22 protein-coding genes and 1 tRNA gene are annotated in these 23584 nt (G+C 71.5%); 13 read left to right on the top strand and 10 right to left on the bottom strand.

Annotated elements, in window-relative coordinates:
• The first annotated feature begins 80 nt into the window (after positions 1 to 80).
• The 7 genes from MUU72_RS16305 (at position 81) to MUU72_RS16275 (ending at position 8298) form a co-directional block, all read left to right on the top strand.
• Positions 81 to 1682, top strand: coding sequence for a hypothetical protein (locus MUU72_RS16305; protein ID WP_248013975.1), 1602 nt, complete (start codon positions 81 to 83; stop codon positions 1680 to 1682).
• Positions 1679 to 2563 (top strand): hypothetical protein, encoded by an 885-nt coding sequence (locus MUU72_RS16300; RefSeq protein ID WP_248013974.1) that lies wholly within the window; start codon positions 1679 to 1681, stop codon positions 2561 to 2563. Before MUU72_RS16305 ends, MUU72_RS16300 begins: the two co-directional genes overlap by 4 nt.
• A gap of 223 nt (positions 2564 to 2786) precedes the next feature.
• Positions 2787 to 3032 carry an S-type pyocin domain-containing protein gene (locus tag MUU72_RS16295; protein ID WP_248013973.1) on the top strand — a complete coding sequence of 82 codons (246 nt, stop codon included), beginning with the start codon at positions 2787 to 2789 and terminating at the stop codon, positions 3030 to 3032.
• Complete coding sequence (locus MUU72_RS16290) at positions 3019 to 5043, top strand: hypothetical protein (protein ID WP_248013972.1); 2025 nt, start codon at positions 3019 to 3021, stop codon at positions 5041 to 5043. Before MUU72_RS16295 ends, MUU72_RS16290 begins: the two co-directional genes overlap by 14 nt.
• Positions 5044 to 5777: 734 nt before the next feature.
• Positions 5778 to 6050, top strand: coding sequence for a DNA-binding protein (locus tag MUU72_RS16285; RefSeq protein WP_248013971.1), 273 nt, complete (start codon positions 5778 to 5780; stop codon positions 6048 to 6050).
• A gap of 125 nt (positions 6051 to 6175) precedes the next feature.
• Positions 6176 to 7171 carry a hypothetical protein gene (locus MUU72_RS16280; protein WP_248013970.1) on the top strand — a complete coding sequence of 332 codons (996 nt, stop codon included), beginning with the start codon at positions 6176 to 6178 and terminating at the stop codon, positions 7169 to 7171.
• Between the two features lie 503 nt (positions 7172 to 7674).
• Positions 7675 to 8298, top strand: a complete 624-nt coding sequence (locus MUU72_RS16275; protein WP_248013969.1) for a hypothetical protein — start codon at positions 7675 to 7677, stop codon at positions 8296 to 8298.
• A 147-nt stretch (positions 8299 to 8445) separates the two neighbouring features.
• Here the strand turns inward: MUU72_RS16275 and MUU72_RS16270 are convergent.
• Positions 8446 to 8519, bottom strand: a tRNA-Thr gene (locus MUU72_RS16270).
• A gap of 220 nt (positions 8520 to 8739) precedes the next feature.
• Here MUU72_RS16270 and MUU72_RS16265 point away from each other — a divergent pair.
• The 3 genes from MUU72_RS16265 (at position 8740) to MUU72_RS16255 (ending at position 11326) form a co-directional block, all read left to right on the top strand.
• On the top strand, positions 8740 to 9870 hold the full coding sequence (locus tag MUU72_RS16265; protein WP_248013968.1) for an ABC transporter ATP-binding protein: 1131 nt from the start codon (positions 8740 to 8742) through the stop codon (positions 9868 to 9870).
• Between the two features lie 279 nt (positions 9871 to 10149).
• The gene (locus MUU72_RS16260) at positions 10150 to 10566 is read left to right on the top strand and encodes a hypothetical protein (protein WP_248013967.1); all 417 of its coding nucleotides are present in this window, start codon (positions 10150 to 10152) and stop codon (positions 10564 to 10566) included.
• 31 nt (positions 10567 to 10597) lie between these two features.
• Positions 10598 to 11326, top strand: coding sequence for a nucleotidyltransferase family protein (locus MUU72_RS16255; RefSeq protein WP_248013966.1), 729 nt, complete (start codon positions 10598 to 10600; stop codon positions 11324 to 11326).
• A 314-nt stretch (positions 11327 to 11640) separates the two neighbouring features.
• On the opposite strand, the gene MUU72_RS16250 is transcribed toward MUU72_RS16255, so the two are convergent.
• From MUU72_RS16250 to MUU72_RS16220, 7 genes are all read right to left on the bottom strand, one after another.
• Positions 11641 to 13224, bottom strand: coding sequence for a DoxX family protein (locus MUU72_RS16250; RefSeq protein WP_248013965.1), 1584 nt, complete (start codon positions 13222 to 13224; stop codon positions 11641 to 11643).
• A 175-nt stretch (positions 13225 to 13399) separates the two neighbouring features.
• Positions 13400 to 14353, bottom strand: a complete 954-nt coding sequence (gene rlmB / locus MUU72_RS16245; RefSeq protein ID WP_248013964.1) for a 23S rRNA (guanosine(2251)-2'-O)-methyltransferase RlmB — start codon at positions 14351 to 14353, stop codon at positions 13400 to 13402.
• A 152-nt stretch (positions 14354 to 14505) separates the two neighbouring features.
• The gene (gene cysS / locus MUU72_RS16240) at positions 14506 to 15903 is read right to left on the bottom strand and encodes a cysteine--tRNA ligase (protein WP_248013963.1); all 1398 of its coding nucleotides are present in this window, start codon (positions 15901 to 15903) and stop codon (positions 14506 to 14508) included.
• A gap of 132 nt (positions 15904 to 16035) precedes the next feature.
• Entirely contained in the window at positions 16036 to 16440 is a 405-nt protein-coding gene (locus MUU72_RS16235; protein WP_248013962.1) for a PPOX class F420-dependent oxidoreductase, read from the bottom strand.
• Between the two features lie 170 nt (positions 16441 to 16610).
• Complete coding sequence (gene ispF / locus MUU72_RS16230) at positions 16611 to 17144, bottom strand: 2-C-methyl-D-erythritol 2,4-cyclodiphosphate synthase (protein WP_248014006.1); 534 nt, start codon at positions 17142 to 17144, stop codon at positions 16611 to 16613.
• Entirely contained in the window at positions 17137 to 17883 is a 747-nt protein-coding gene (ispD, locus tag MUU72_RS16225) for a 2-C-methyl-D-erythritol 4-phosphate cytidylyltransferase (RefSeq protein WP_248013961.1), read from the bottom strand. The genes ispF and ispD overlap by 8 nt, the downstream gene beginning before the upstream one ends.
• A gap of 394 nt (positions 17884 to 18277) precedes the next feature.
• The gene (locus MUU72_RS16220) at positions 18278 to 18760 is read right to left on the bottom strand and encodes a CarD family transcriptional regulator (protein WP_003953493.1); all 483 of its coding nucleotides are present in this window, start codon (positions 18758 to 18760) and stop codon (positions 18278 to 18280) included.
• A gap of 772 nt (positions 18761 to 19532) precedes the next feature.
• On the opposite strand from MUU72_RS16220, the gene MUU72_RS16215 reads away from it, so the two are divergent.
• The gene (locus tag MUU72_RS16215) at positions 19533 to 20135 is read left to right on the top strand and encodes a copper chaperone PCu(A)C domain-containing protein (RefSeq protein ID WP_248013960.1); all 603 of its coding nucleotides are present in this window, start codon (positions 19533 to 19535) and stop codon (positions 20133 to 20135) included.
• A 121-nt stretch (positions 20136 to 20256) separates the two neighbouring features.
• On the opposite strand, the gene phoP is transcribed toward MUU72_RS16215, so the two are convergent.
• Together phoP and phoR are read right to left on the bottom strand one after the other, a co-directional pair.
• The gene (phoP, locus tag MUU72_RS16210; protein WP_466869767.1) at positions 20257 to 20928 is read right to left on the bottom strand and encodes a two-component system response regulator PhoP; all 672 of its coding nucleotides are present in this window, start codon (positions 20926 to 20928) and stop codon (positions 20257 to 20259) included.
• Between the two features lie 5 nt (positions 20929 to 20933).
• Positions 20934 to 22223 carry a two-component system sensor histidine kinase PhoR gene (gene phoR, locus MUU72_RS16205; RefSeq protein WP_248013959.1) on the bottom strand — a complete coding sequence of 430 codons (1290 nt, stop codon included), beginning with the start codon at positions 22221 to 22223 and terminating at the stop codon, positions 20934 to 20936.
• Positions 22224 to 22582: 359 nt separating this feature from the next.
• On the opposite strand from phoR, the gene phoU reads away from it, so the two are divergent.
• Both phoU and MUU72_RS16195 read left to right on the top strand, forming a co-directional pair.
• Positions 22583 to 23260, top strand: coding sequence for a phosphate signaling complex protein PhoU (gene phoU, locus MUU72_RS16200; RefSeq protein WP_248013958.1), 678 nt, complete (start codon positions 22583 to 22585; stop codon positions 23258 to 23260).
• 87 nt (positions 23261 to 23347) lie between these two features.
• Complete coding sequence (locus tag MUU72_RS16195) at positions 23348 to 23497, top strand: hypothetical protein (RefSeq protein WP_248013957.1); 150 nt, start codon at positions 23348 to 23350, stop codon at positions 23495 to 23497.
• Positions 23498 to 23584 lie beyond the last annotated feature (87 nt).

The following is a 23584-nucleotide window of genomic DNA, read 5'->3' as shown; positions in this document are numbered from 1 at the left end:
CCACGGATACGGCGGCACGTGGCTATCTGATGGACGGCCTGTTCCCCTCCCGGCCTCTCGGCCCCGGTGTCCTGGGCCACGTGCGCTCCCTGCTGCACAAGGCCGGGGCACGCATGGTGATTGTGCTCCCCGATGATGCGGCTCTGCTGCGGCGCCTCGAACAGGATCTCCACGTCGCCCCCACAGTGTGCGTCCCGCCTCCCCCGGCCATGGTGTTCGGCAGCTACTTCGAAGCGGTGGTACCGGATCAGCGGGAGCGTGAGCGCCTGCTGGCAGCACTGGACCAGCGTCATGATTTGGGCGACCTGCTGGTCCCCGAGCTGGTCCCGGCGGAAGTGGTCGAACTGGTGACGGCCATCGTGGCGGCAGACGGCGATCCGGAAGCCCTCGGTGACGTGGGGGACCGACTGAGCTACCGAGCAGAGCGGGAAGTTCCGGAACTCCTGGCGAAGCTGCGAGGCGACCCGGACGCCCTGGCCTTCTTGCTGGCCGCCTGCGTCTACGAAGGGCTGGACCACCGGCTCATCAGAGAGGAGGCCGACAGACTGCTCGAACTCTCCGGAGACCGCCTGACGGCCGTGCTACCGGCGACAGACCCTCAAGGAGCGGAGAAGGCAGAGCGGCCCAACCCGGCCTTCGTCTTCAGGCGAGCCCTGACAGACCTGCTGGGTGCCGTCCGTGCTGTCCGGAAGGAACGTGAGATCCGCACGGAGGGGGCGTACGCGCACAGCGTGGAGGCAGTGGTGTTCGTCAGGCACCGGCAAGCCGAGGCAGTGCTCCGGCACGTGTGGCGGGAGTACGGCCAATTGTCGGACCTCCTGGTCGAGTGGCTGCGCGAGGTGCGGCGCTCCACCGAACTCACCCGGTCCGTCGGCACGTTCATGGGCCAAGCCGCAAGGTGGGGAGGCGGGCGGCGCGCATTGCTGCACATCCAGGCCCTCGCGGAGTCCGAGCGTTACACCAGCCGTCTGATCGCGGCCAACGCGCTGGGCATCGCCGCCGAAGACCCCCTGCTGGTAGCGGAGGTGCGCTACCGCCTCCAGCAGTGGAGCCTGGGCGCCGACTTCCGTCTGAGGACAACGGTGGCGTACGCCTGCGGCGCGGAGTTCGGAATTTCGCGACCGGACCTCGCTCTGCGTCTTCTCCGCACCCTCCTTCTCGGCGTGCGGGAGCGCCTCCATGAGGAGGATCTCCGGGACGACAACAGACTCCTGCTGGCCGTACGGGTGGCGCTTCTGAGCCTGTTCCAGGCGGGGAACGAGAACGAGGTATTCTTCCGCCTATTCGAGTGGCTTGTCGAAGAGCAATGCGACACGGAGCAGGTTCTCTCACTGTTCGCTCAGTTGTTGCAGTCCCCGCAGTGGTTCACGCAAAAACTCGCCGATCAAGATCCGGAATCAGAGTTGGTAGTCGAAATCATCCACCGCGCCCTGAATGCGGAAGGGTCCTTCGACGCGACCTGCACTGCATTGGTGCGCTGGGCCGACTGGGGGCGCTGGAACGAAACGCTGCATCGTGCGGTTGAGAACCTGTTTGCGGCTCTGGCCCAGACCATGCAATCCGGCGAATTCCGGTTGTTCGTAGAAATGAATGAGGCGGGCGCCGACGGTTGGGCCGGGCTGGGCACAGCGCGGGCCGCCCTCAGCAAATGGCGTGCCGGTGAGCGGTGGGAGGCGGCATGACCGACGAGGCCACCGAGCGGCTCTATTGGCGATCCGCCAAGCCTCCCTGGCGGGAAATACTCAGTCACCGCTGGTCAGCGGCAAGGGACTGGTCGCTGGTGCTCAAAGACACCGAGGGCGACTACTTCTTCCTCGGTCACCGGGGAGACCCGGACGATAGGGGGGCGTACGCACCCGTGACGGACGGAGCGCCGGCCCCAGGCCTGAGCAGGGACTACACCGATGCCTTCCGGGTGGACGCGACCGAGCACGTGGACACACGGGCGGTCGGACTTCCCACCGTGTACGGAACAGAATCGGTGGACTTGTGGGTTTCCTGGTGGGTCCACGACCCAGTCCGAGTCGTGCGCTCGGGCACCGTGCACGGCTGGCATGTGGTGCGGACCCATCTCACCGGCACGCTGCACCAGTTGGCCGAGACCCAGGCGGTGGCCGGCAACGGGTTGGGGGCACCGGAGATCATGCAGCATCTCGGCATGCCGCAACGCCTGGAGGAAGCGGGTCTGAGCTACCGGGTGTTCGACGTCCGGCTCCGGGAATCCGGCGAAGAACTGCTTCTTGGCCAGGAGGAAGGTGAGGGAGTCCGCTACTCCTGGACGACCAGCCGCCGCGGCGAGTACGAGTTCTGCCTCCAGGCCCTTCACGCGGGGCCGGTGTCGCTGGCGGCACTGTGGCTGCTCAGACATCCCGACCAGGTACGCCAAGTGCTTGACTGGGCGGTCGATCACCAGGATCTGCTGAGCCCTCCGCGCACCGACTGGCAGGAGGAACTGGCCGTGCTGCTGGGCACACTGACCGATCAGGAGCGCAAGGAGATCTCATATCTTCTGCGCGATCGGCTCGCCGCGCTCGGGCGCTCGGTTCCCGGCGGGTCCGCCTGACGTCAGTGACCGAGCCGGTAAGCCGGTCAGCCAGCGAGTGTGCTGCCTTCGGGCAGCACACTCGCTCTTTTTTGTGCGGGCGCCTGACTGTTTGCGATGTGAGTGCGGTCACGCATTTTCTGGGCCTCGGGAGCGGATCGGCGGAGCGATACGTAGGACTCTCGATGCGTCCACGGAATGGACATCCGATCAGCTTCAGGTTGCACCGAGGATGGAAGGCGACATGCGAGCAGAAGAGAATCTTCGTACGGACAATGTTCTTGCGTTCGACCGAGCGCAGAAGACCGCCGGGTCAACAGATATCCGCCGCGCGGTGCCGAATGCCGGCCGGGAGACGGAGAATCTCCCCACCATGATCTTGAATGCCGAGCGCGGGATCATCAACACCGGTACCGTCCACGGTGGCCAGCATGTGACAACCGTCGAGCTTCCCGACCACTTCTGTGGTGGAGCCGATGGTGACGCCTGAGATGCCCCGGCTTGGCGAGCTCGACGCACTGGTGACGGCTCTGGCCGGCCGGGACATGGTGGTTGTGGCGCCGCACGGCACCGTCAACACCGGTGTGGTGACCGGCGATCAGCGCCAGACCGTGTCCACCTCGCCGGACGGCGACACGACGCCAGGGGCGCTGCGGCAAGGTCCCGTGCGGTCCGCGTATCTGGAAGCGGCGAGACGGCGCTTTGTACCGCCGCCGTGCTTCGAGAACGCGCTCGCCGCGCTCGACTCCGGAATCGCAGTGCTAATCGGAGAGCCGGGGACCGGGCGCGAGACCCACGCCCTCAACCTGTTGGCTCATGGCAGCGACGAGCCCATGCTCGTCCAGGTGGACGGGGCGGTCGATCTCTCCCTGTGGGGGCCGCGGGCTCAGGGCGTGCACGGCTACCTCGTGACGGAGCCGCCGGACCCGTTACAGCTCCGGGCATGGGACCTGTCCCGTCTGGAGGCCCCTCTGGCCGAGGCCGGGGCACGTCTGCTCATCGTGCTGGCCGAGGCGCCCGGGCTGGCCGGCACGCTGGAGGACCGCCTGGGCGTACCGGTCGTACGCCACCGCCCCCCGGACCCCCGCAAGGTTTTCACCTCCCATCTCTCGGACGGCTGCGCGGACAAGGAGAGGCTCGCACAGTGGTTGCGGGCCTTGGAGCCGGGACTGCTCGATGAGTTGTTGCCCGAGGGACTGTCGCCGCGTCATGCGGCCCAGGCGGCGGAATCCACACTTCGGCTGGGCGTCGCGGGTGGAGCCTCCGGCGCAGAGGTCGTGCGCCACCTGGCGCAGGCCGAAGGCACCGAAGTCGTCGCTCGGGTGCGGGCGGACCCTACCCTCCTCGCCCACTTGCTCTCCCTCAGCGTCTACGGAGGGCTTCCGCCCAGCGTTGTGCGTGACCAGGCCGGGCAGTTGCTGCGCCTGGTACGGCCGGGTGGGGAGCAAGAGCCCGCCGCCCGCAGTCCGCATGACCACTCGTTCGGCGATACCCGTCACCGCACCTGGTCCGAGACCCTGCGGCTCCTCGGTGCCCGCCAAGTTCGGCGCGCCGGGGAGAACATTGCTGACACGGTGTCCTTCTTCCGACCCGCCATGAGCGAGACCGTGTGGGAGGTCCTGTGCCGTGATCACGCGGATCTGGTGCCCCGGCTGCACACCTGGCTTGCCCGCCCCGGCGACGAAGCCGATCAGATCGAACGGGCCGGCCGGGCTGTCGCCGCGATGGCATCAGCGACAGAAGGCCGGTCCATGGAATACCTGCGTGATCTGGCATTGGCCCCGTCGCTCCCGGCCCCGCAGGTGGCCGGCTGGTGCCTGGGGGCGGCTCTCCGGGACCCGGCCGCGGCACGAACAGCGGCCGACCTGCTCGAAGAATGGAGCATCACGGCGGAGAAACCACTGCGCGAGGCAGTGGCCCATGCCTGCCAGGCAGCCCCCCTCACGGAAGAGCACACCCTGCGCTTGCTGCGACGGCTCATGGAGACGTTGGACGACGACTCGGACGGCCTGTCCCTCGCCGCCCTCATAGTGACGGCCCTGGTGCAGCGTTTCGAAACAAGCGGCTCCGAAGCCAGGGCAGCCGTCCTGTGCCACTTGCGCGACTGGGTAGAGACCGGTGGCATCCCCGGCCTGCTGGTCGCCTTCGCCGTCCCCTTCATGACCCGTACGGACCTCGCCTGGTGGAGCGACCACGTCCTCTCCGACAGCGATTCGGTATCGGTCGCGGTCCATCTGGCCGGGCACGCCCTGAACGAACCGGCCACCTTCGCCGACATGCGGGACACCCTCCTCGACTGGTGCTCCGAGGCGGTCGGTGCGGAGCACCTGACCAGAGCTCTCAACACGCTTCTCGACGGCTTGGTGGCAGCCCGGGAACCCGGATTTCTGCGCTGGCTGCTGGCCGTCGACAGGGTCCCTGACGCGGTGCCCGGCAAGGAACCTGCGGCCCGGTCGCTGGCGGCGTGGCGCGGCGACTCCCCGGCCTCGAACCCCATCTGATCAGGAGGAGCGATGTCACTTCCCTCTCACCCCGGACTCTTCGCCGCCATCGAGCGCCAGTGCGCCGACAATGACCAGGCGCCCCCCTTACGCCTCTTCGACGGTACGGAACAGGCCGGTGTGCCGCTGCCCCTGGCAGAGGCCCGCCACCTGCTGTACGACCGTGCCGGGTGTCCTGCGGCACGCGCGTCCCTCTGGCGCCAGATCGCTGACCGCGTCCGCTGCCGCGCCGACGGGTCCGATTGGCCGACGGCAGCCGTGTGGCTGGGGCTGCCGGGGCTGCGTAGTACCGCTTTCAGAATCACCCGGAGTTTTCGCGCCGAACGTGGAGACGTCGAGGCCGAGCTCGTCACCTGCTACCTCGAAGCGCTGGCGGACGTCGGAGCCGATGACCCCGACCCTGGCGGGGCGGTGTTGCGTACAGCCTGCAGCCGTGCCTGGAATGTGTGGCGCGCGGTACACCGGGAGACTGCCGTGGATGACGTGGAGAGCGCCGGCACTCTCGTCGGAACGGACGCGGAAGGATACTGGCAGGCGGACTACGACCCCGTTCCACGCGCCCCTGGTCTCTCGGCCACGGTGCGCATCACCGTCCCCGCTCACCGCGTCGAGGGAGTGCGCCTCGGTGCGCTGGCCCGGACCTGGGGCGTGGCCGACACCGCTACGTGCGTGGGGTATTCGGGACGGGGCCGCCAGGTCGCAAGGATCTCCCTGCGGCGAGTACGGAGGGGCGGATGACGGGCCGCGTCGACACCCCCCTCACCTTCCGCGAGATCTTCAACCTTCCGGTCAGCGTCGATCTGCGCACAGCGGCCAGAGCGTTCGGTATGTGCCTGGGCACCGCATACCGGCTGGTGGCCAGGGACGCCTTCCCCTGCCCGACAGTCCGGGTGGGTTGCCGCCACCGGGTACTGACCGTGGACCTCCTGCAGGCGCTGGGCATCGAGGAGCGTCCGGTCTTCGCCGACGAGGTCGCCGACGGAGTGGCGCTGACGCTCTTCGACTGAGCCACGCCCTCACCCTGCCGGCCGCCCAGCGGCCGGCAGGGCCACCACCCAGATCTTCTGCAAAGGATCCTGCCATGCCCACATGTCTCGCCATCTGCGGAAGCCCCGCCCCTCCCGGTCAGCGCATGCCCGAGGTGCAGCGCCGTTCCGCCCTGCTCTACGAGGACGTCGTGCGTCCCGTATGCGAGCACCTCGGTCTCACCTTCCTGCGAGCCGACAGCCTCGCAGAGGCGGGGTTGCCCGGGGACCAGTTGCTGCGCCTGCTCACGGAAGTCGATGTCGTCGTCGCAGACCTCAGCGATCCCGACGCCGAGCTTTCCTACGGCCTGGGAATGCGCCATGCCCTCGGCCGGTACACCGTCCATGTCACGCAGGGGACCGGTCACTTCCCGGGCCCCGGAACGCCGGTACCTCGCATTCCGTTCCCCTCACGGGCCGACATCGTCACCGTCCGCCAGCAGCTGACGGGTCTCCTGGAGGAGGGGATGAGCGGCCACAGCGTCCCCTCTCTCCCTGTGGGAACGCCCCCCGGGCCTGCCGCGGAACCCGTCGCCGAAAGCGACGAGGACACCCCCGGCATGTTCGATCTGCTCGTCGAAGCAGAGGCGCAGTTGGAGGCCATCTCCGGCGACTTCTTCGATCTGGAGGCTGCCGCAACGGACCTCGGGGAGATGATGGCCCTGCTCGGCGAGGACCTGGCCCGGCTCAATCATCCCGGGGCTCCGTTGAGCATGCAGATGCCCGTGATCCATCGTCTGGCCAAAGCCATGGAGGGGCCGGCCGACGACTTGGCGGCAGCGGCCGAGCGCTTCGCGGAGCGCGTGGAAGCCAGTGTCGCCGCATTCCGGACGTTACTGGAATGGGCGCGGAGTACGCCGCGCAGCAAATGGCCCGACAGCGTGGAGGGGATCCTGGAGCAGCTCGTCAGAGTTCCCCTGGAAGCACAGGCCGCGGCGGCAACCTACCAGGAAGTCATGGTGGTGATCGGTCTGTTCAGCGCCTCCAGCCGCCAACTCCGCCGCCCCGCCCGCCGGATCAATGCGGCCCTCCGGGCCTCCCTACGGGTCTTGTCCGTGCTGGAGGAGCTCCAGGGGTTGGCTGCGACGCTGACAGAGGTCTGACGGCCACGCGTTCGCCAGTGCCAAGGCTGCCGGGGAACACCTGGCAGCCTTACCGCTATCGCCCGCCGATCCCGGTCGCGAGCGCCCCACCGCTCCCGCCACCGCACGCAAACGGCCCAGGCTTCGTCGCCGACCAGCAGACACGGACGCCGACGGCGACCGCTTCGAAGTGGACACCGGCCTTCCCCAAGTCCGCACGAACCTCCGGAAACCGCAACGACCCCGCCAACCGCGGCCTGCCGCCTGCCAGTTGGCCAAGAGATGCGCGGGACTGCGCACGGCGGCGTCACGGGGTCAGCGGGCGGGGTGGGTGCCGGTGGGTCGGTGAGGGCGAGGGTGGGGCAGGACGCGGCGAGGACGGTGCGGCCCTGCCGCGCGAGGTGGTGGGTGTAGGGGGCGCCGGGGCGGTAGTGGATGCCTGCGCCGAGGACGAGGAGGGGCGGCCGTCCCCCTCCCGGCCTCGGGCGGTCTGCCCGACGCGGACCCGCAGCCGGGACGCCTGGGTGGCCGTCGCGTTCACCTACCAGGGACTGCGGGCCCTGGGGGTGCCCCGGGAGTCGCTGGACAGCTTTCCGCAGGCGTTCCGCGAGGGCATGGCCGCTCGCGCGGAGCGGATCGGCGACGTGGGCGAGAGCGCACCGGCCCACTGGGAGACACCGTTCGGCACGGGCGAGGTCCACATCGCGCTGAGCACCCTCTCCTCCGACGCCGCACAGCTGGCCGAGGAACTGGAGCAGGCCCGTGCCGCCTACGAGGACACCCCCGGTGTCCGGGTCGTCTGGCAGCAGGAGGTCCGCCAGCTCCCCACCGGGCGCACCACCTTCGGCTTCCGTGACGGCATCAGCCATCCGCACATCGAGGGCATCGGCCTGCCCGGCACCAACCCGCGGGAAACCCCCCTCAAGGCCGGCGAGTTCCTCCTCGGCTACCCCGACGAGACCGGCAACCTTCCCCCGCGCCCAGCCCCGACGTGCTGGGGCGCAACGGGACCTACGTGGCCGTCCGCAAGATCCACACCAATGTCGCGGCCTGGCGCCGGTACCTGCGCGCGCACAGCTCCAGCGCCGAGGAGGAGGCCCTCCTGGCGGCGAAGATGGTCGGGCGCTGGCCCAGCGGGGCGCCGCTGACGCTGGCACCGGAGCACGACGACCCCGAGCTGGCGGCCGATCCGCACCGCGTCAACAACTTCCTGTACCGGCCCCGGACGAGGAGTCCGAGGCCGAGTAAGGCGCCTCCCTGGGGAAGAAATCCCAGGTCAGCGGCCTGCTGCACAGAGCCCCCTGTCGGATTCGAACCGACGACCTTCGCTTTACAAGAGCGGTGCTCTGACCAGCTGAGCTAAGGAGGCGTACCGGAAGAAGTGTACCCAGAGGCGCCGGATGCCCGTTGCCCTGTGCGGGGACGCGCAGCGCCGTCCCGGTTTTGCTGCCGTCCGCCTGCTGACACCGGCCTCCCGCCCCGGTAGCGTCACCAGCGGCCGGCGCTGTGGACTACACCAATCCCGGGGCCGGCCGCGCACTCCTTTACTCGGATCGTCCGGCACGTTCCTGCCGGTGAAGGGACACACCATGGCATCGGTCACCTACGACCAGGCGACCCGGGTCTACCCGGGCGCCGACAAGCCCGCCGTCGACAAGCTCGACATCGCCATCGAGGACGGCGAGTTCCTCGTCCTCGTCGGACCCTCCGGATGCGGGAAGTCCACCTCGCTGCGGATGCTCGCGGGGCTGGAGGACGTCAACGAGGGCGCCATCCGCATCGGCGACCGGGACGTCACCCATCTGCCGCCCAAGGACCGGGACATCGCCATGGTGTTCCAGAACTACGCGCTCTACCCGCACATGACCGTCGCCGACAACATGGGCTTCGCCCTCAAGATCGCGGGCGTGCCGAAGGCCGAGATCCGGCAGAAGGTCGAGGACGCGGCGAAGATGCTCGACCTGACGGAGTACCTGGGCCGCAAGCCCAAGGCGCTCTCCGGCGGTCAGCGGCAGCGGGTCGCGATGGGGCGCGCGATCGTGCGCGAACCGCAGGTCTTCCTGATGGACGAGCCGCTGTCCAACCTCGACGCCAAGCTGCGCGTCCAGACCCGTACCCAGATCGCCGGCCTCCAGCGCCGCCTGGGCATCACCACGGTCTACGTCACCCACGACCAGGTCGAGGCGCTGACCATGGGCGACCGGGTCGCGGTCCTCAAGGACGGGCTGCTCCAGCAGGTCGACTCGCCGCGCAACATGTACGACCGGCCGGCCAACCTCTTCGTCGCCGGCTTCATCGGCTCGCCGGCCATGAACCTCGTCGAGGTGCCGATCACCGACGGCGGCGTGAAGTTCGGCAACAGCGTCGTCCCGGTGAGCCGGGAGGCGCTGGCCGCCGCCGAGGGCGACCGGACGGTGACGGTCGGCATCCGGCCCGAGCACTTCGACATCGTGGCCGGGAGCGGCGGGGCCGCCGCGTCGCTGGCCAAGGAGTCGCCGGACGCCCCGGCCGGCCTGGCGGTCACCGTCAACGTCGTCGAGGAGCTGGGCGCCGACGGCTACGTGTACGGGACGGCCGAGGTCGGCGGTGCGATGAAGGACCTCGTCGTACGGGTCAACGGCCGCCAGGTCCCGGCCAAGGGCACCGAACTGCACGTCGTGCCGCAGCCGGGCGAGACCCACGTCTTCTCCACCTCGACAGGCGAGCGGCTGACCGACTGACGGACGCGGCAGCCGCCCGGTCGGTGTTCGGCGCGGCGGCGGTGCGGGGTAGGCACGCCCCCGCACCGCCGCCGCGGCGCGTAACGGGGCCGCCGCGGGCCCGTGTTCCCGGCCCGGACGCGGGGTTCCGCGCGCCGTCGCGGAACCCCCTGAAACCGGTCCGGGAAGCGGCTTTTCGTACCAGTGCGTCAACCCAACAACCGCACCGACGAGCCATTCCGTCCCCCGATAAGGTGACCAAATGTCGCCAAATCATCACTCCTCGCTACCATCACGACCGTGAACTCCGCAGCCCGCCGTATCGGCCGAACTCTCGCCCTCGTCCTGCCCGTGGTCCTCGTGCTCTCCGGGACGCTCGCGGTCACCCGCGTCCCGTGGTCGTCGAAGGCCGCCGAGTCGCAGGTGCTCGCCGCGTCCTCCGGGAAGGTCTCCACCAAGGCCGGCACCCGGACCGCCCAGGACGTCCTCCGGGACCGCCTCCTGGTCGAACTCCAGGAGAAGGACCCCGGCGTCGCCCTGACGCACCTCCAGGAGGCCACCACCGCCCGGCCCTCGCTGGCCAGGCACTGCGCCTCCATCGCCCGTGCCCTCGGCCGCGCCGCGGTCGCCAAGTACGGGGCCGCCCACCGCGCCCAGGCGTACTCCCGCCCGGTCTGCGACACCTCCTTCGCGTCCGGCGTGGCCGCCGCCCAGTGACCGCTCCTTCGCACCGCATAGGGTGCGAACCATGACCGGCACTTCGCATCCGCACCCCACGCAGGCCGTGGTCCTGGCCGGCGGCCAGGGCTCGCGCCTCCGCCCGTACACCGACGACCGACCCAAGCCGATGGTCGAGATTCCCGGTACCGGAACCCCGATCATCGGCCATCAGCTGACCTGGCTCGCCGAGCAGGGCGTCACCGACGCCGTGATCTCCTGCGGCCACCTCGCCGAGGTCCTCCAGGAGTGGCTGGACCGCACCGAACTCCCCCTGCGGGCCACGACCGTTGTCGAGACCGAGCCGCTGGGCCGCGGCGGCGGCCTGAAGTACGCCGCCGGTTTCCTGCCCCGCCCGGACGAGCCCTGGTACGCCACCAACGGCGACATCTGGACCCGCTTCCCGCTCCGTGAGATGGCCGACTTCCACCACGAGCGCGACGCCACCGCCACCCTGGCACTGGCCCGCCCGCGCATCCCCTGGGGCGTCGTCGAGACCGACGCCTTCGGCCACGTCCTCGACTTCATCGAGGCGCCGCCCTCCCCGTACTTGATCAACGCGGGCGTCTACGTCTTCTCCGCCGCCTTCACCGCGCTGCTGCCGGACCGCGGTGACCACGAGCGCACCACCTTCCCGCGCCTGGCCCGGGAACGCCGGCTGGCCGGCTACCCGCTCCCCCAGGGCGCCTACTGGCGCGCCATCGACACCGCCAAGGACCTCACCGAGGCGGCCAAGGAGCTGGCGGCCCAGGGCCTTTGACGGCCGTCCGCCGACCGCCCGCGCCCGCGGCACCGGGCTCACCGGCGCACCGGATGCACCGGGCGCACCGACGACGCCCACCAGCACGGACGCCCCGACGCCGGCCCCTGAGCGCCCCGCGAGCCGCCTCCCCGGCGCCACGGAGGCCCCGCGTCCCCCGCCCGGCCCCCCCGGCCCCCAGCGGCCGCCCGGCCCCCCGGACGCGCCCCTACCGCCTCCCGACCCCCTCCCCCCCCACACACCGATGCCGCACCCCACCTCCTCGGTGCGGTGCGGCATCAGCCGTGGCCCGGGTGGGCCGGGGCTCGGTCACCTCACCCCAGCAGGCCGCCCAGTGTGCTGCCGCGGCCGGAGTCGCCGCCGGGGGTGCCGCTGCTGGAGCTGCCGGTGCTGCCGCTGCCGGTGCCGCCCGAGGTGGCCGGGGCCTGGCTGCGGGGCGGGACGCGGGTGGTCGGCGCCGACTGCTGCGGGGCGCTGGTGGTCGCGCCGGGGCGGCGGGTGGAACCGCCGGTGCGGCTGCCGGCCGTCGGCGTCCCGGGGGCCGACGCGGACGGCGTACCCGGCGTGTGCGCCTTCTGGGAGGCGCTGGTCGACGGGGTGCCGTGGCGGCCGGGGGTGTGGTGGCCGGGGCGCGGGGCGCGGTGGCCGGGGGTGGGCAGCGGCGAGCCGGGGAGGTTGTTGATCGCGGGCTCGCCGGGCCGCGGCACGGTCGGCACCCGCGCGGTCCGTACGGCGCCGCCCAGCAGCGAGCCGACGAGCAGGGTCAGCCCGACCACCATCGTGGTCATCACGGCCCCGCGGCGCAGCACCCGGCGGCGCAGCGCGCCGATCTCGACGCGCGGGCCCAGCCGCCGCCACGCCTCCCCGGCGAGCCGGGCGTCCATGGAGTAGACCGGGGCACCCGCGATGATCAGCGGGCTCCAGGCGGCGAGGTAGATGATGTCGGGCGCGTCGTAGGCGGGGACGGTGCGCCAGCTGACGGTCATCAGCAGCGTGGCGGAGAGCAGCGCGCCGAACGAGGCGGCGACCCGCTGCCACAGTCCGCAGATCGTCAGCACGCCCACCACGACCTGGAGGAACGCCACGGTCAGCCCGGCGCCGACCGGGTGCGCGACCGCGAAGTCCCGCAGCGGGACGGCCAGTTCCCAGGGGTTGAGGGAGAGCAGCCAGGTGACCATCGAGCCGCGCCGGCCGCCGTCGAAGTAGACGGGGTCGCAGAGCTTGCCCATCCCGGCGTAGACCGAGATCAGGCCGAGGAAGATGCGCAGGGGGAGAAGGACGACGCCGAGGTTCATCCGGCGGCCGGGGTAGTACGCGTGCCGGACGCTGTCGCCGCCGCGGCGCCGGGAGCCGGTGTCGTAGAGGTCGCGGGCCTCGAACCGGTCGTCGTCGCGGCCGTCGTCGGCGTCGTCGTAGCGGCGGACGGCGAGCGGGCCGGGGAGCGCGCGGGTGCCGCGCGGCAGGGTGTCCTCGCCGTCGGCGGGGCCGCGCTGGCCGACGACCGTGGAGGCGGGGGAGTCGCCGAGCCGGATCCGGGGCAGGACCTGGGTGGTGCCGACGTCCTCGGCCGGTACGGGGTCCGGGCCGTTGCCCGCCTCGCGGACCGCGTGCAGGAGCTGGGTCGTGGCGCCGCCGGTGCCGCCCGGTCCGGTGCGACCGCTCCAGACCACGGGCGTGCGGCGTCTGGGCGGCGCTCCGCGGAGGGCGGGGACGCGCGCGGTCTCGGCCAGCGGGCGGGCCGCCGCGGGGGCGGCGAGCTGTACGCGGAAGCTGGCGTGGTTGACGATGACCTGCGCGGGATCGCACGGCACCTTGACCGAGCTCAGGACCGGCTCGTCGTCGAAGCCCGACGAGCGTCCCCCCGTAGGTGTGCGGGGTGTTCTGGTGTCCACGCTCATCTAACCGAGTGACCCCCGGTTAAGACACTGCCTTGACCCGCCCGATCTGTCCGAGACCCGTCAAAAGATCACGGGACAGGGCGGGGACGCACGGAGCGTGACCGTCTGCCCCGGGCCGGGCGGCGGCGGGCCGACCCGGCCGGGGCGTCGTGCCGGGTGCACCGGCGGGCGGCCGTCAGCCGCGGCGGCGGGCCGCCTCCCACAGGACGACACCGGCCGCGACGCCGGCGTTCAGCGACTCCGCACCGCCCGGCATCGGGATCCGCACCCGGACGTCGCAGGTCTCGCCGACCAGCCGCGACAGGCCCTTGCCCTCGCTGCCGACGACGATGACGACCGGACCGTCCAGCACCTGGAGGTCCTGGAGCTCCACCTCGCCGTCCGCGGCCAGGCCGACCACCGTGAGCCCGGCCTTCTGGTACGACTCCAGGGCGCGGGTGAGGTTGGTGGCGCGGGCCACCGGCGTACGGGCGGCGGTGCCCGCCGAGGTCTTCCAGGCGCCGGCGGTCATCCCGGCCGCCCGGCGCTCCGGCACCACCACGCCGTGCCCGCCGAACGCCGACACCGACCGGACCACGGCACCGAGGTTGCGCGGGTCGGTGACGCCGTCCAGGGCGACGATCAGCGGGTCCTCGCCGTCGTCGAAGGCGGCCGCGGCGAGGTCCTCCGGGTGCGCGTACTCGTACGGCGGGATCTGGGCGACCAGGCCCTGGTGGTTCAGGCCGTTGGTCATCCGGTCCAGCTCGGGGCGCGGGGCCTCCAGGAGGTTCAGTCCGCGCTCGGTGGCGAGCTGGAGCGCCTCGCGGACCCGCTCGTCGTTGTCGATGAACTGCTGCACGTACAGCGTGGTCGCCGGGACGCCCTCGCGCAGCGCCTCGACGACCGGGTTGCGGCCGACGACCAGCTCAGCGGTGCCCTTGGCGCCGCCCCGGCGCGGCGCGGGCCGGCGGTTGGCGGCCTGCTTGGCCTTGGCGTTGGCGGCGCGGTTCTTGACGTGTCCCTTGCGCGCGGACGCGGGCGGGGTCGGGCCCTTGCCCTCAAGAGCCCGGCGCCGCTTACCGCCACTGCCGACCTGAGCGCCCTTCTTGTTCGACGTGCGGCGGTTCCTGCGCTGGCTGTTGCCGGCCATGGGTCACCTGTTTCTTCACTGCTCTCGACGTCTCGCGACGTGGAGTGGGTACGTACGTATGGTCGTAAGTGTCGCCCGCGGCCACGGGGAAGGGCGAATCCGGCTGGTGGCCGGGGGTGTGTCCGTCCCCGGGGCGGTGCCCGGGGGCGGTCTCAGGACAGCGACCAGCGGGGGCCGGAGGGGGTGTCCTCGATGCTCAGGCCGGACTGCTGGAGCTGGTCGCGGATGGCGTCGGCGGTGGCGTAGTCCTTGCGGGCGCGGGCGGACTGCCGCTGCTCCAGGACGAGCCGGACCAGGGAGTCCACGACCCCGTGCAGGTCCTCGCCGCGGTCGGTGCCGCCGCCGGTCCAGCGCTCGTCCAGCGGATCCAGGCCCAGCACGCCGAGCATCGCCCGCACCTCCGCCAGCCGCGCCACCGCCGCTTCCTTGTCATCCGCGGTCAGTGCGGCATTGCCCTGCCGCACCGTGGTGTGCACGATCGCCAGCGCCTGCGGAACACCCAGGTCGTCGTCCATCGCCTCGGCGAACGCCGGCGGCACCTCCGCCGCGGGCGCAACGGCCTCACCGGCCTTCTCCACCACCCGCTGCACGAAGCCCTCGATCCGCGCGAACGCCGACTCGGCCTCCCGCAGCGCCTCCTCGCTGTACTCGATCATCGAGCGGTAGTGCGGGGTGCCCAGGTAGTAGCGCAGCACGATCGGCCGCCAGCGCTTGACCATCTCCGAGACCAGCACCGAATTGCCCAGCGACTTCGACATCTTCTCGCCGCTCATCGTCACCCAGGCGTTGTGCGCCCAGTACGCGGCGAAATCGTCACCGAACGCCTTGGCCTGCGCGATCTCGTTCTCGTGGTGCGGGAAGACCAGGTCCACCCCGCCGCCGTGGATGTCGAAGGCGGAGCCCAGGTACTTGTGGGCCATCGCCGAGCACTCCAGGTGCCAGCCGGGGCGGCCGCGGCCCCAGGGGGTCTCCCAGCTGGGCTCGCCCTCCTTGGCCGCCTTCCACATCGCGAAGTCCCGCGGGTCCCGCTTACCGGTCTCGCCCTCCCCCGACGGCTGCCGGAGGTTGTCCAACTCCTGCTTGGACAGCTGGAGATACCCGGGGAAGGATCGCACGTCGAAGTAGACGTTGCCGTCGGCCGCGTACGCGTGGCCGCGCTCGATCAGGCCCCGCATCATCTCGATCATCTCGGGGACGTGGCCGGTGGCCCGCGGCTCGTAGGTGGGGCGCAGGCAGCCCAGGACGTCGTAGGCCGCGTTGAAGGCGACCTCGTTCTCGTAGCCGATCGACCACCACGGGCGGCCCTGCTCCGCCGCCTTCTGGATGATCTTGTCGTCGATATCGGTGACGTTGCGGACGAACGTCACCTCGTAGCCGCGGTAGGCGAACCAGCGGCGCATGATGTCGAAGTTGAGTCCGGACCGGATGTGCCCGATGTGCGGAGCGGCCTGCACGGTCGCACCACAGAGGTAGATCGAGACACAGCCCGGCCGCAGCGGGGTGAAATCACGGATCTGCCGGGCGCTGGTGTCGTACAGGCGAATCGTCACGGGACCAGGGTAGTCGGAACGCGGCGGTGCCCCGTGCCCTATGGGACACGGGGGCACAGAAGCGTCACGGACGCCCGGTTCGCCCGGGATTTCCGGCGGTTTCGCGACGTTTTCCGCGGCCCGCCGGCGGGGTCAGATCCGGCCGACGACCTTGCGCGGGGTGATGCGGACCACCACCCGCTCGCTGTCGTTGGCCGCGTCGGGGTTGAAGTCCGCGTAGTCCTTGCCGGTGTACTTGCGCGACAGCTCGTCGATCAGCTCCTGGCCGCCCTCGGTGGTGAGGATCGCCTCGCCGCGGATCTCGGCGTAGCTGTACGGGGCGTCGAAGGGCTGGAGAACGACCGAAACGCGCGGGTCGCGGCGGAGGTTCTTCTCCTTGCGGCGGCCGACGGTCGTGGAGATCAGCAGATCCTCGCCGTCCCGCTTCACCCACACCGGGGACAGCTGGGGGCTGCCGTCCGGCTGGATCGTCCCCACCGTGACGAAGACCGGGGAGTCGAGGAGCTCCTTGAGCTTGTCGGAGAGCAGTGCAGTCACGAACGTTCCTTCCCGCGGGCCGAACCGATGGCTGTGCGATGGCTTGCCGATGGACAGACCTACCAGACCTACCCTGGATTCCTTCCCAACGCCCCGTGCAGCGCGGGCATTCCCGCGCCGTACCGCCGATCGGCGGCACGACCCGTTCCGGCCGCCCGCCGCCGCCCGGCTCAGCCGGTGCGGACCACCAGGGCAGTGGCGATCGCGGCCAGTCCCTCGGCCCGGCCGGTGAGCCCGAGCCCGTCGGTCGTGGTGCCGGAGACCGCCACCGGCGCGCCGGCCGCCGCCGACAGCGCCCGCTGCGCCTCGTCCCGGCGCTTGCCGATCTTCGGCCGGACGCCGATGACCTGCACGGAGATGTTGCCGATGGCGAAGCCCTCGGCCCGGACGATCCGGGCCGCCTCGGCCAGCAGCGTCACGCCCGAGGCACCGGACCACTCCGGGCGGGAGGTGCCGAAGTGCGCGCCGAGGTCGCCGACGCCGGCCGCGGAGAACAGCGCGTCGCAGGCGGCGTGCGCGGCCACGTCGCCGTCGCTGTGCCCGGCCAGGCCGTAGCCGCCGCTGTCGGCCGGGTCCCAGAGCAGCCCGGCGCACCACAGCTCGCGGCCCGGCTCGAAGGCGTGCACGTCGGTGCCGATGCCGACGAGCGGCAGACCGGGCGGCGCCGGCGGCGGCACGGGCAGGCCGGCGGGCGTGTCAGACATAGCCATCGGTGGCCCTCCTGCGGGCGAGTACGGCCTCGGCCAGGACGAGATCCAGCGGCCGGGTCACCTTGAACGCCTCCTCGTGGCCCGGGACGAGCACCACCGGCTCGCCGAGCCGCTCCACCAGCCCGGCGTCGTCGGTGGCGCCCTCGCCCTCGACGACCGCCTCGTGGGCCTTGCGGAGCGTGTGCGGATCAAAACCCTGCGGGGTCTGCACGGCGCGCAGCAGGGAGCGGTCCGGGGTGCCGGTCACCGGCTCCGGGGTGCCCTGGGGGCGCGGCTCGACCTGCTTGACGGTGTCGGTGACCGGGAGCGCGGGGACCACGGCCGGGGCGCCGCCGCGGACCGCTGCGACCACCGCGTCCACGGTCTCCACCGGCACCAGCGGGCGCGCCGCGTCGTGGACCAGCACCACGTCGATGCCGTCCGGCAGGGCCGCCAGCCCGAGCCGCACGGACTCCTGCCGGGTGGCGCCGCCGGGGACGACGGTCAGCTCGGTGCGGTCGGCGAGCGGATGGGCGTCGAGCAGCCGGCGGACCTCGTCCGGGCCGTCCGGCGGGGCGACCACGACGATGTGCGTGACGGCGCGCGAGGCGGCCATCGCGCGGACCGCGTGGACCAGCATCGGGGTGCCGCCCAGGGTGCGCAGCGCCTTGGGGGTGCCGGGGCCGAGCCGGACGCCGCGGCCGGCGGCGGGGATGACGGCCGCGGTGCGGGCCGGGCGGGAGGGTTCTGACATCGATGGCTCCGAAAGTCCGGGCGGACCCGGAATTGGGGCAGACAGGTTTGTTTCCTCGGGCGGGGTGGGTATGGCCTGGAGGAGTGCCGGGCGTCACGCCCTGACCGGAACCCTTCCGTGACCCCGGTCGGGCAGCAGACCCGAGCCCGGCACGTCACCGAGGGGCTCGGCGGGCTCCGCCGGGGAAGCCGGCCGTTCGGCCACCGGCCCCCTCACGCACCTGCTGCGGGCAGGCCGCCCGCGGCTACCGCCAGATATGCCGCAGCGCCCGGCAACAGACCCTCCGCTGGGGACGGTCGTCACTCGGGCACCGCGGCATTGCTGCTGCGTTGTCACACTGCCGTGTCGTCGGCACACCGCTGCGTCGGGTGCGGCACAGTCAGCGCGCGCGTCGTCAGGACGCGAGGACCTCGTCGAGCAGGGCCTCGGCCTTGTCCTCGTTGGTGTTCTCCGCGAGGGCCAGCTCGCTCACCAGGATCTGGCGGGCCTTGGCGAGCATTCTCTTCTCACCGGCGGAGAGACCGCGCTCGCGCTCGCGCCGCCAGAGGTCGCGCACCACTTCGGCGACCTTGATCACGTCGCCGGAAGCAAGCTTCTCGAGATTTGCCTTGTAGCGCCGGGACCAGTTCGTCGGCTCTTCGGCGTACGGTGCGCGCAGCACCTCGAAGACCCGGTCCAGTCCGTCCTGACCAACCACGTCGCGTACGCCGACGAACTCCGCATTGTCCGCTGGCACACGAACAGTCAAGTCGCCCTGGGCGACCTTCAGCACCAAGTAGGTCTTGTCCACGCCTTTGATCTGGCGAGTTTCGATGGCCTCGATCAGCGCGGCCCCGTGATGGGGATAGACCACGGTGTCGCCAACCTTGAACGTCATGTGACAGGTACCCCTTCCGTGGCTATCCATGCTAACACGGGAACGGGCCGTTCTGAATGGCGTTTTCGCAGGTCAGGGCATATCTCGGGGCTTGACAACAGCGGCCGGGACGTGCTGCGAGGGGGTTCGCGGGGCAGGAATTCGCAGGTCGGAGGGGCTTCGCGGGCGACCGGAAAGCCGCCCGCGGAGCGCCGGAAACGCGATGATCGATGGGCCGAACGTCCCGGTTTGTACCGATCCGCTTGAGCGAGTTCCGCTACTCCGTTCGGACGCTCGGCGGCGGTCCGGGGGTGATTCCGGGAATTGATCAACCGCCCCGCGCGCCGGTGTGTGATCAATTCAGGGTGCCCTGTGCATTCCTTGTGAATACCGCTTTTCACCGGCGGAAACTGGTCGCACACCACTCGAACGGCCGCGTGCCGAATATGCCTCCCACTTCTGCGGGAGAGGGGGTGGCGAGATCGGCGGCGAGATCCGCCGGGATCGGGCCGGGTGCGGTATCCGGAAATGCCGGCCGGGGGCGCCCGCGGCGCGCGGCGGGCCCCCGCGGCGGCGGGGCGGCGGGCACCGGCCGCGGGGGCGTGATCGCTCAGGGGGCGGGTCGGGTGCGGCGCCGTGTGGGCGGCTCGGTAACCTAGCGGCGCTGACCCACCCTTAGGGCGGCTTTACGTGCCCGTCGCCGTGACGCGTACGCAGTGCCGCCCCCAGCCGTCCATCCGCGACCGGGCACGAACGTTCGGCCGCCGTAGCTCGTCAAGGAGATGCCGCCGCCGTGAGCCGCAGCCTTCGACGCGGCGTCCTCGCCGCCACCGTCCTCTCGCTCTCGATCGCCACCCTTTCCGCGTGCGGTGCCGGGAGCGACGCCCAGACGCTACAGGTCAAGCCGGACAACGCCGAGACCAGCGTCGGCGACATCAAGATCCAGAACGCCAACGTCGTCACCCAGCCCGACGTCAACGCCAAGGGCCCGGCCGCGATCACCGCGACGGTCTTCAACTCCGGCACCCAGGACCAGCAGCTGACCGGGATCTCGGTCGACGGCACCGGCCAGTCGGCCACGCTGTCGGGCAAGATCACCGTGCCGGCCGGCGGCTCGGTCGTGCTCGGCGGCAAGGACAACCCCAACGCCCTCCTGCCGACCGGCCGGGAGGCCGTGCAGGACGGCAACGTCCAGCCGCTGACCTTCAGCTTCAGCTCCGCCGGCAAGGTCAAGCTGAACGCCTACGTCGTCCCGGCGAAGAACATCTTCGAGAGCTACGGCCCGTCGCAGGCCCCGCAGCCGTCCACCTCGGCGAGCGGCAAGCCCTCGGAGTCCGGCTCGGCCTCCCCGTCCTCCTCGGGCAAGCCCTCGGAGTCGGCGCACGCCGGCCACTGAGCCCTGCCGGTTCTCCGGACACACCGCCGAGGGGCGTCCCTCCCACCCGGGAGGGACGCCCCTCGGCGCTCGTGCGCGGTGCGTCGGCGGCGCGGCCGCGGCCCGTACGGACCGGGGCGGCCTACGGCTCGAACTTGTAGCCCAGGCCGCGGACCGTCACCAGATAGCGCGGGGCGCCCGGGTCCGGCTCGATCTTGGCGCGCAGCCGCTTCACATGGACGTCGAGGGTCTTGGTGTCGCCCACGTAGTCGGCGCCCCAGACGCGGTCGATCAGCTGCATGCGGGTCAGCACCCGGCCGGCGTTGCGCAGCAGCATCTCCAGGAGGTCGAACTCCTTCAGCGGCAGGTCGACCTTGCCGCCGGAGACGGTGACGACGTGGCGGTCCACGTCCATCCGGACCGGGCCGGCCTCCAGGGCCTGCGGGGCGACCTCCTCCGGCTCGCCGCGGCGGCGCAGCACGGCGCGGATCCGGGCGACCAGTTCGCGGGACGAGAAGGGCTTGGTGACGTAGTCGTCGGCCCCTATCTCCAGACCGACGACCTTGTCGATCTCACTGTCCTTGGCGGTCACCATGATGACCGGGACGTTGGAGCGGCCGCGCAGCTGACGGCAGACCTCGGTGCCGGGCAGGCCCGGCAGCATGAGGTCCAGCAGGACGAGGTCGGCGCCGTTGCGCTCGAACTCGTCCAGGCCGTCGGGGCCGGTCGCCGCGACGGCGACCTCGAAGCCCTCCTTGCGGAGCATGTACGACAGTGCGTCGCTGAACGATTCCTCGTCCTCGACGACGAGCACTCGGGTCACGGAAGGACCTCCGGGGCTGGGTGAGCTGGGAGCGGATCGTTGAAGGTCTCGTACGGTCGGTCCTCGTCGTCGAGGCCCTCCGCGGTGAGGTCCGAGGGCCGTTCGCGGTCGCGTACGGCCCCGGCTTCCGGGAGACGCAGGGTGAAGGTGGAGCCCTGTCCCTCAGCGCTCCACACCGTGACCTCCCCGCCGTGCGAGGCGGCCACGTGCTTGACGATGGCGAGGCCGAGGCCGGTCCCGCCGGTGGCGCGCGAGCGCGCCGGGTCCACGCGGTAGAACCGCTCGAAGATGCGGTCCCGGTCCTTTTCGGATATCCCGATGCCCTGGTCGGTGACCGCGATCTCGATGAGGTCGCCGCCGGGCGAGGGGACCCGGCGTCCGGCGATCCCGACGCGGGTGCGCGCCGGGGAGTAGTTGACGGCGTTCTCGACGAGGTTGCCGAGGGCGGCGGCGAGCTGGCCGCGGTTGCCCCACACGTGCAGGTCGGCGGTGCCCGCGCCGTCCGGGCCGCCGGTGGAGTGGGCGATGGTGATCTGCTTGGTGCCGGCCTGCTGGCGGCAGCGGTCGACCGCCTCGGCGACCAGTTCGTCGACCGGGACCGGCTCGGCGTCCTCCAGCGGGTCGTCGTTCTGCACCCGGGAGAGGTCGATCAGCTCCTGGACGAGGTTGGTCAGGCGGGTGGCCTCGTTCTGCATGCGGCCGGCGAAGCGGGTGACCGCCTCGGGGTCGTCGCTGGCGTCCATCACCGCCTCGGACAGGAGGGAGAGGGCCCCGACGGGCGTCTTGAGCTCATGGCTGACGTTCGCCACGAAGTCGCGGCGGACGGCCTCGATGCGGCGGGCCTCGGTGAGGTCCTCGACCAGCAGCAGGACCAGCCGGGAGCCGAGCGGGGCGACCCGGGCGGAGACCGCCAGGGCGTCCCCGCGGCCGGTGCCGCGGCGCGGCAGGTCCAGCTCGACCTGGCGTATCTCGCCGTCCCGGCGGGTGTCGCGGGCCATCTGGAGCATCGGCTCGACGGCGAGCCGGCCGCCGCGGACCAGCCCGAGGGCGTACGCCGCGGAGCTGGCCTTGACGACCGTGTCGGCCTCGTCGAGGACGACGGCGGAGGAGCGCAGCACCGACAGGACGGTGTCGACACCGGGCGGCAGGACGGCTTCGGTGTGCAGGGACGTCCGGGTGGGCTTGGCCTGATCCCGCTCGCTCCAGCGGAACGCCAGCATGGCGAAGACACCGGTGCACAGACCGGCGACAGCTGCCATCGCGGCGACGGCCGCGTCCACGTTCATGAATCCAGAGTATGTGCCGGGTCCGACACTCCCCCAGCGCTCGGAGCCGCTGCTCGGACACCCTTCGCCCAGAGTTCACCGGGGCGTCGGTGGCGGTTCACCGGTCGCGCCGGGCGGGGCGGGCGAGGGGCCGCCCGGCCGCGGCGGCGACTCCCAGAGTTCACCTCCGGGCCGCCGCCGGTTCACCTCCGGTGGCACCGCAGGTCGTGATCCGGCCGCACATTGAGGGTGCGGGGGCCTGCCGGCGGCCGGTCCGTGGGAGCGTAGGCGCGAGGCCACCCCCACCACACCCACGCACCATCCCCCACACCCCGGATCCCCGGGAGCACCCGAACCCTCGAAGCGAGAGAAGGTCACTGATGCGGGACGCGTACCACGAGGAACTGGACTCGATCAGCGAGAGCCTGGTCGAGATGGCCCGGCTCGTCGGCTCCGCGATCGGGCGCGCCACCACGGCGATACTCGACGCGGACCTGAAGCTGGCCGAGAACGTCATCGCCGCCGACGAGAAGGTCGACGACCTCCAGCGCGATCTGGAGGCGCGGGCGATCACCCTGCTGGCCCGCCAGCAGCCGGTCGCCACCGATCTGCGGATCGTCGTCACCTCGCTGCGGATGAGCGCCGACCTGGAGCGCTCCGGCGACCTCGCGCAGCACGTCGCCAAGCTGGCCCGGCTGCGGTTCCCGGACCGGGCGGTGCCGCGCGATCTGCACGCCACCATCCTGGAGATGGGGCAGCTGGCGCAGCGCCTGATGGCCAAGGCCGGCGAGGTGATCATCACCAAGGACGTGGACCTCGCGCTCCAGCTGGAGCAGGACGACGACGCCATGGACATGCTGCACCGCACGCTCTTCCAGCACCTGATGGACGACCGCTGGAAGCACGGCATCGAGACGGCCGTGGACGTGACCCTGCTGGGCCGCTACTACGAGCGCTTCGCGGACCACGCGGTCTCGGTGGCCAAGCGCGTGGTCTACCTGGTGACCGGTGAGCACGCCGACGAGATCGCCCCGCCGACGGCGGTGGAGGGCGCGTAACGTGCGCCCACGCGCCGTTGACGCGCCTGTGCACCCGGGCTTGCAATAAGCACCAGGTGACCCCTAGGAGGCGAATACATGGCACTCATGGCGGACTCTCCGAACCCCGCGCCGCAGAACGAGCCGGCGGCCGTCGACCGGCCGCTGCTCCCGCTCCTCGGCGCCTGCGGCTGCGGCTCCGGCTGCGGCTGCGGCTGCCAGTCCGGCGGCCCCTGCCAGTGCGGCGGCAACTGCTGACCCCGCGCCCCCACGGCAGCGACCCGTCCACCGGCACCACACCCGCCCGGTGACCCGCGGCCCCGCCGCCCGATCAACCCGATCGGA

Source organism: Streptomyces rhizoryzae (genome assembly GCF_023155275.1).
GTDB classification, from domain to species: Bacteria; Actinomycetota; Actinomycetes; order Streptomycetales; family Streptomycetaceae; genus Streptomyces; species Streptomyces rhizoryzae.
This window is presented reverse-complemented; position numbering and strand designations above follow the sequence as displayed.

Coding starts and splice junctions, on each gene's coding strand:
- MUU72_RS16295 (WP_248013973.1), top strand. CDS start 2,787: ATGCGAGCAGAAGAGAATCTTCGTACGGACAATGTTCTTGCGTTCGAC.
- MUU72_RS16290 (WP_248013972.1), top strand. CDS start 3,019: ATGGTGACGCCTGAGATGCCCCGGCTTGGCGAGCTCGACGCACTGGTG.
- ispF (WP_248014006.1), bottom strand. CDS start 17,144: ATGTCTGACACGCCCGCCGGCCTGCCCGTGCCGCCGCCGGCGCCGCCC.
- MUU72_RS16255 (WP_248013966.1), top strand. CDS start 10,598: ATGACCGGCACTTCGCATCCGCACCCCACGCAGGCCGTGGTCCTGGCC.
- MUU72_RS16280 (WP_248013970.1), top strand. CDS start 6,176: ATGCCCGAGGTGCAGCGCCGTTCCGCCCTGCTCTACGAGGACGTCGTG.
- ispD (WP_248013961.1), bottom strand. CDS start 17,883: ATGTCAGAACCCTCCCGCCCGGCCCGCACCGCGGCCGTCATCCCCGCC.
- phoR (WP_248013959.1), bottom strand. CDS start 22,223: ATGAACGTGGACGCGGCCGTCGCCGCGATGGCAGCTGTCGCCGGTCTG.
- rlmB (WP_248013964.1), bottom strand. CDS start 14,353: ATGGCCGGCAACAGCCAGCGCAGGAACCGCCGCACGTCGAACAAGAAG.
- MUU72_RS16195 (WP_248013957.1), top strand. CDS start 23,348: ATGGCGGACTCTCCGAACCCCGCGCCGCAGAACGAGCCGGCGGCCGTC.
- MUU72_RS16265 (WP_248013968.1), top strand. CDS start 8,740: ATGGCATCGGTCACCTACGACCAGGCGACCCGGGTCTACCCGGGCGCC.
- phoU (WP_248013958.1), top strand. CDS start 22,583: ATGCGGGACGCGTACCACGAGGAACTGGACTCGATCAGCGAGAGCCTG.
- MUU72_RS16285 (WP_248013971.1), top strand. CDS start 5,778: ATGACGGGCCGCGTCGACACCCCCCTCACCTTCCGCGAGATCTTCAAC.
- MUU72_RS16300 (WP_248013974.1), top strand. CDS start 1,679: ATGACCGACGAGGCCACCGAGCGGCTCTATTGGCGATCCGCCAAGCCT.
- MUU72_RS16220 (WP_003953493.1), bottom strand. CDS start 18,760: ATGACGTTCAAGGTTGGCGACACCGTGGTCTATCCCCATCACGGGGCC.
- MUU72_RS16250 (WP_248013965.1), bottom strand. CDS start 13,224: ATGAGCGTGGACACCAGAACACCCCGCACACCTACGGGGGGACGCTCG.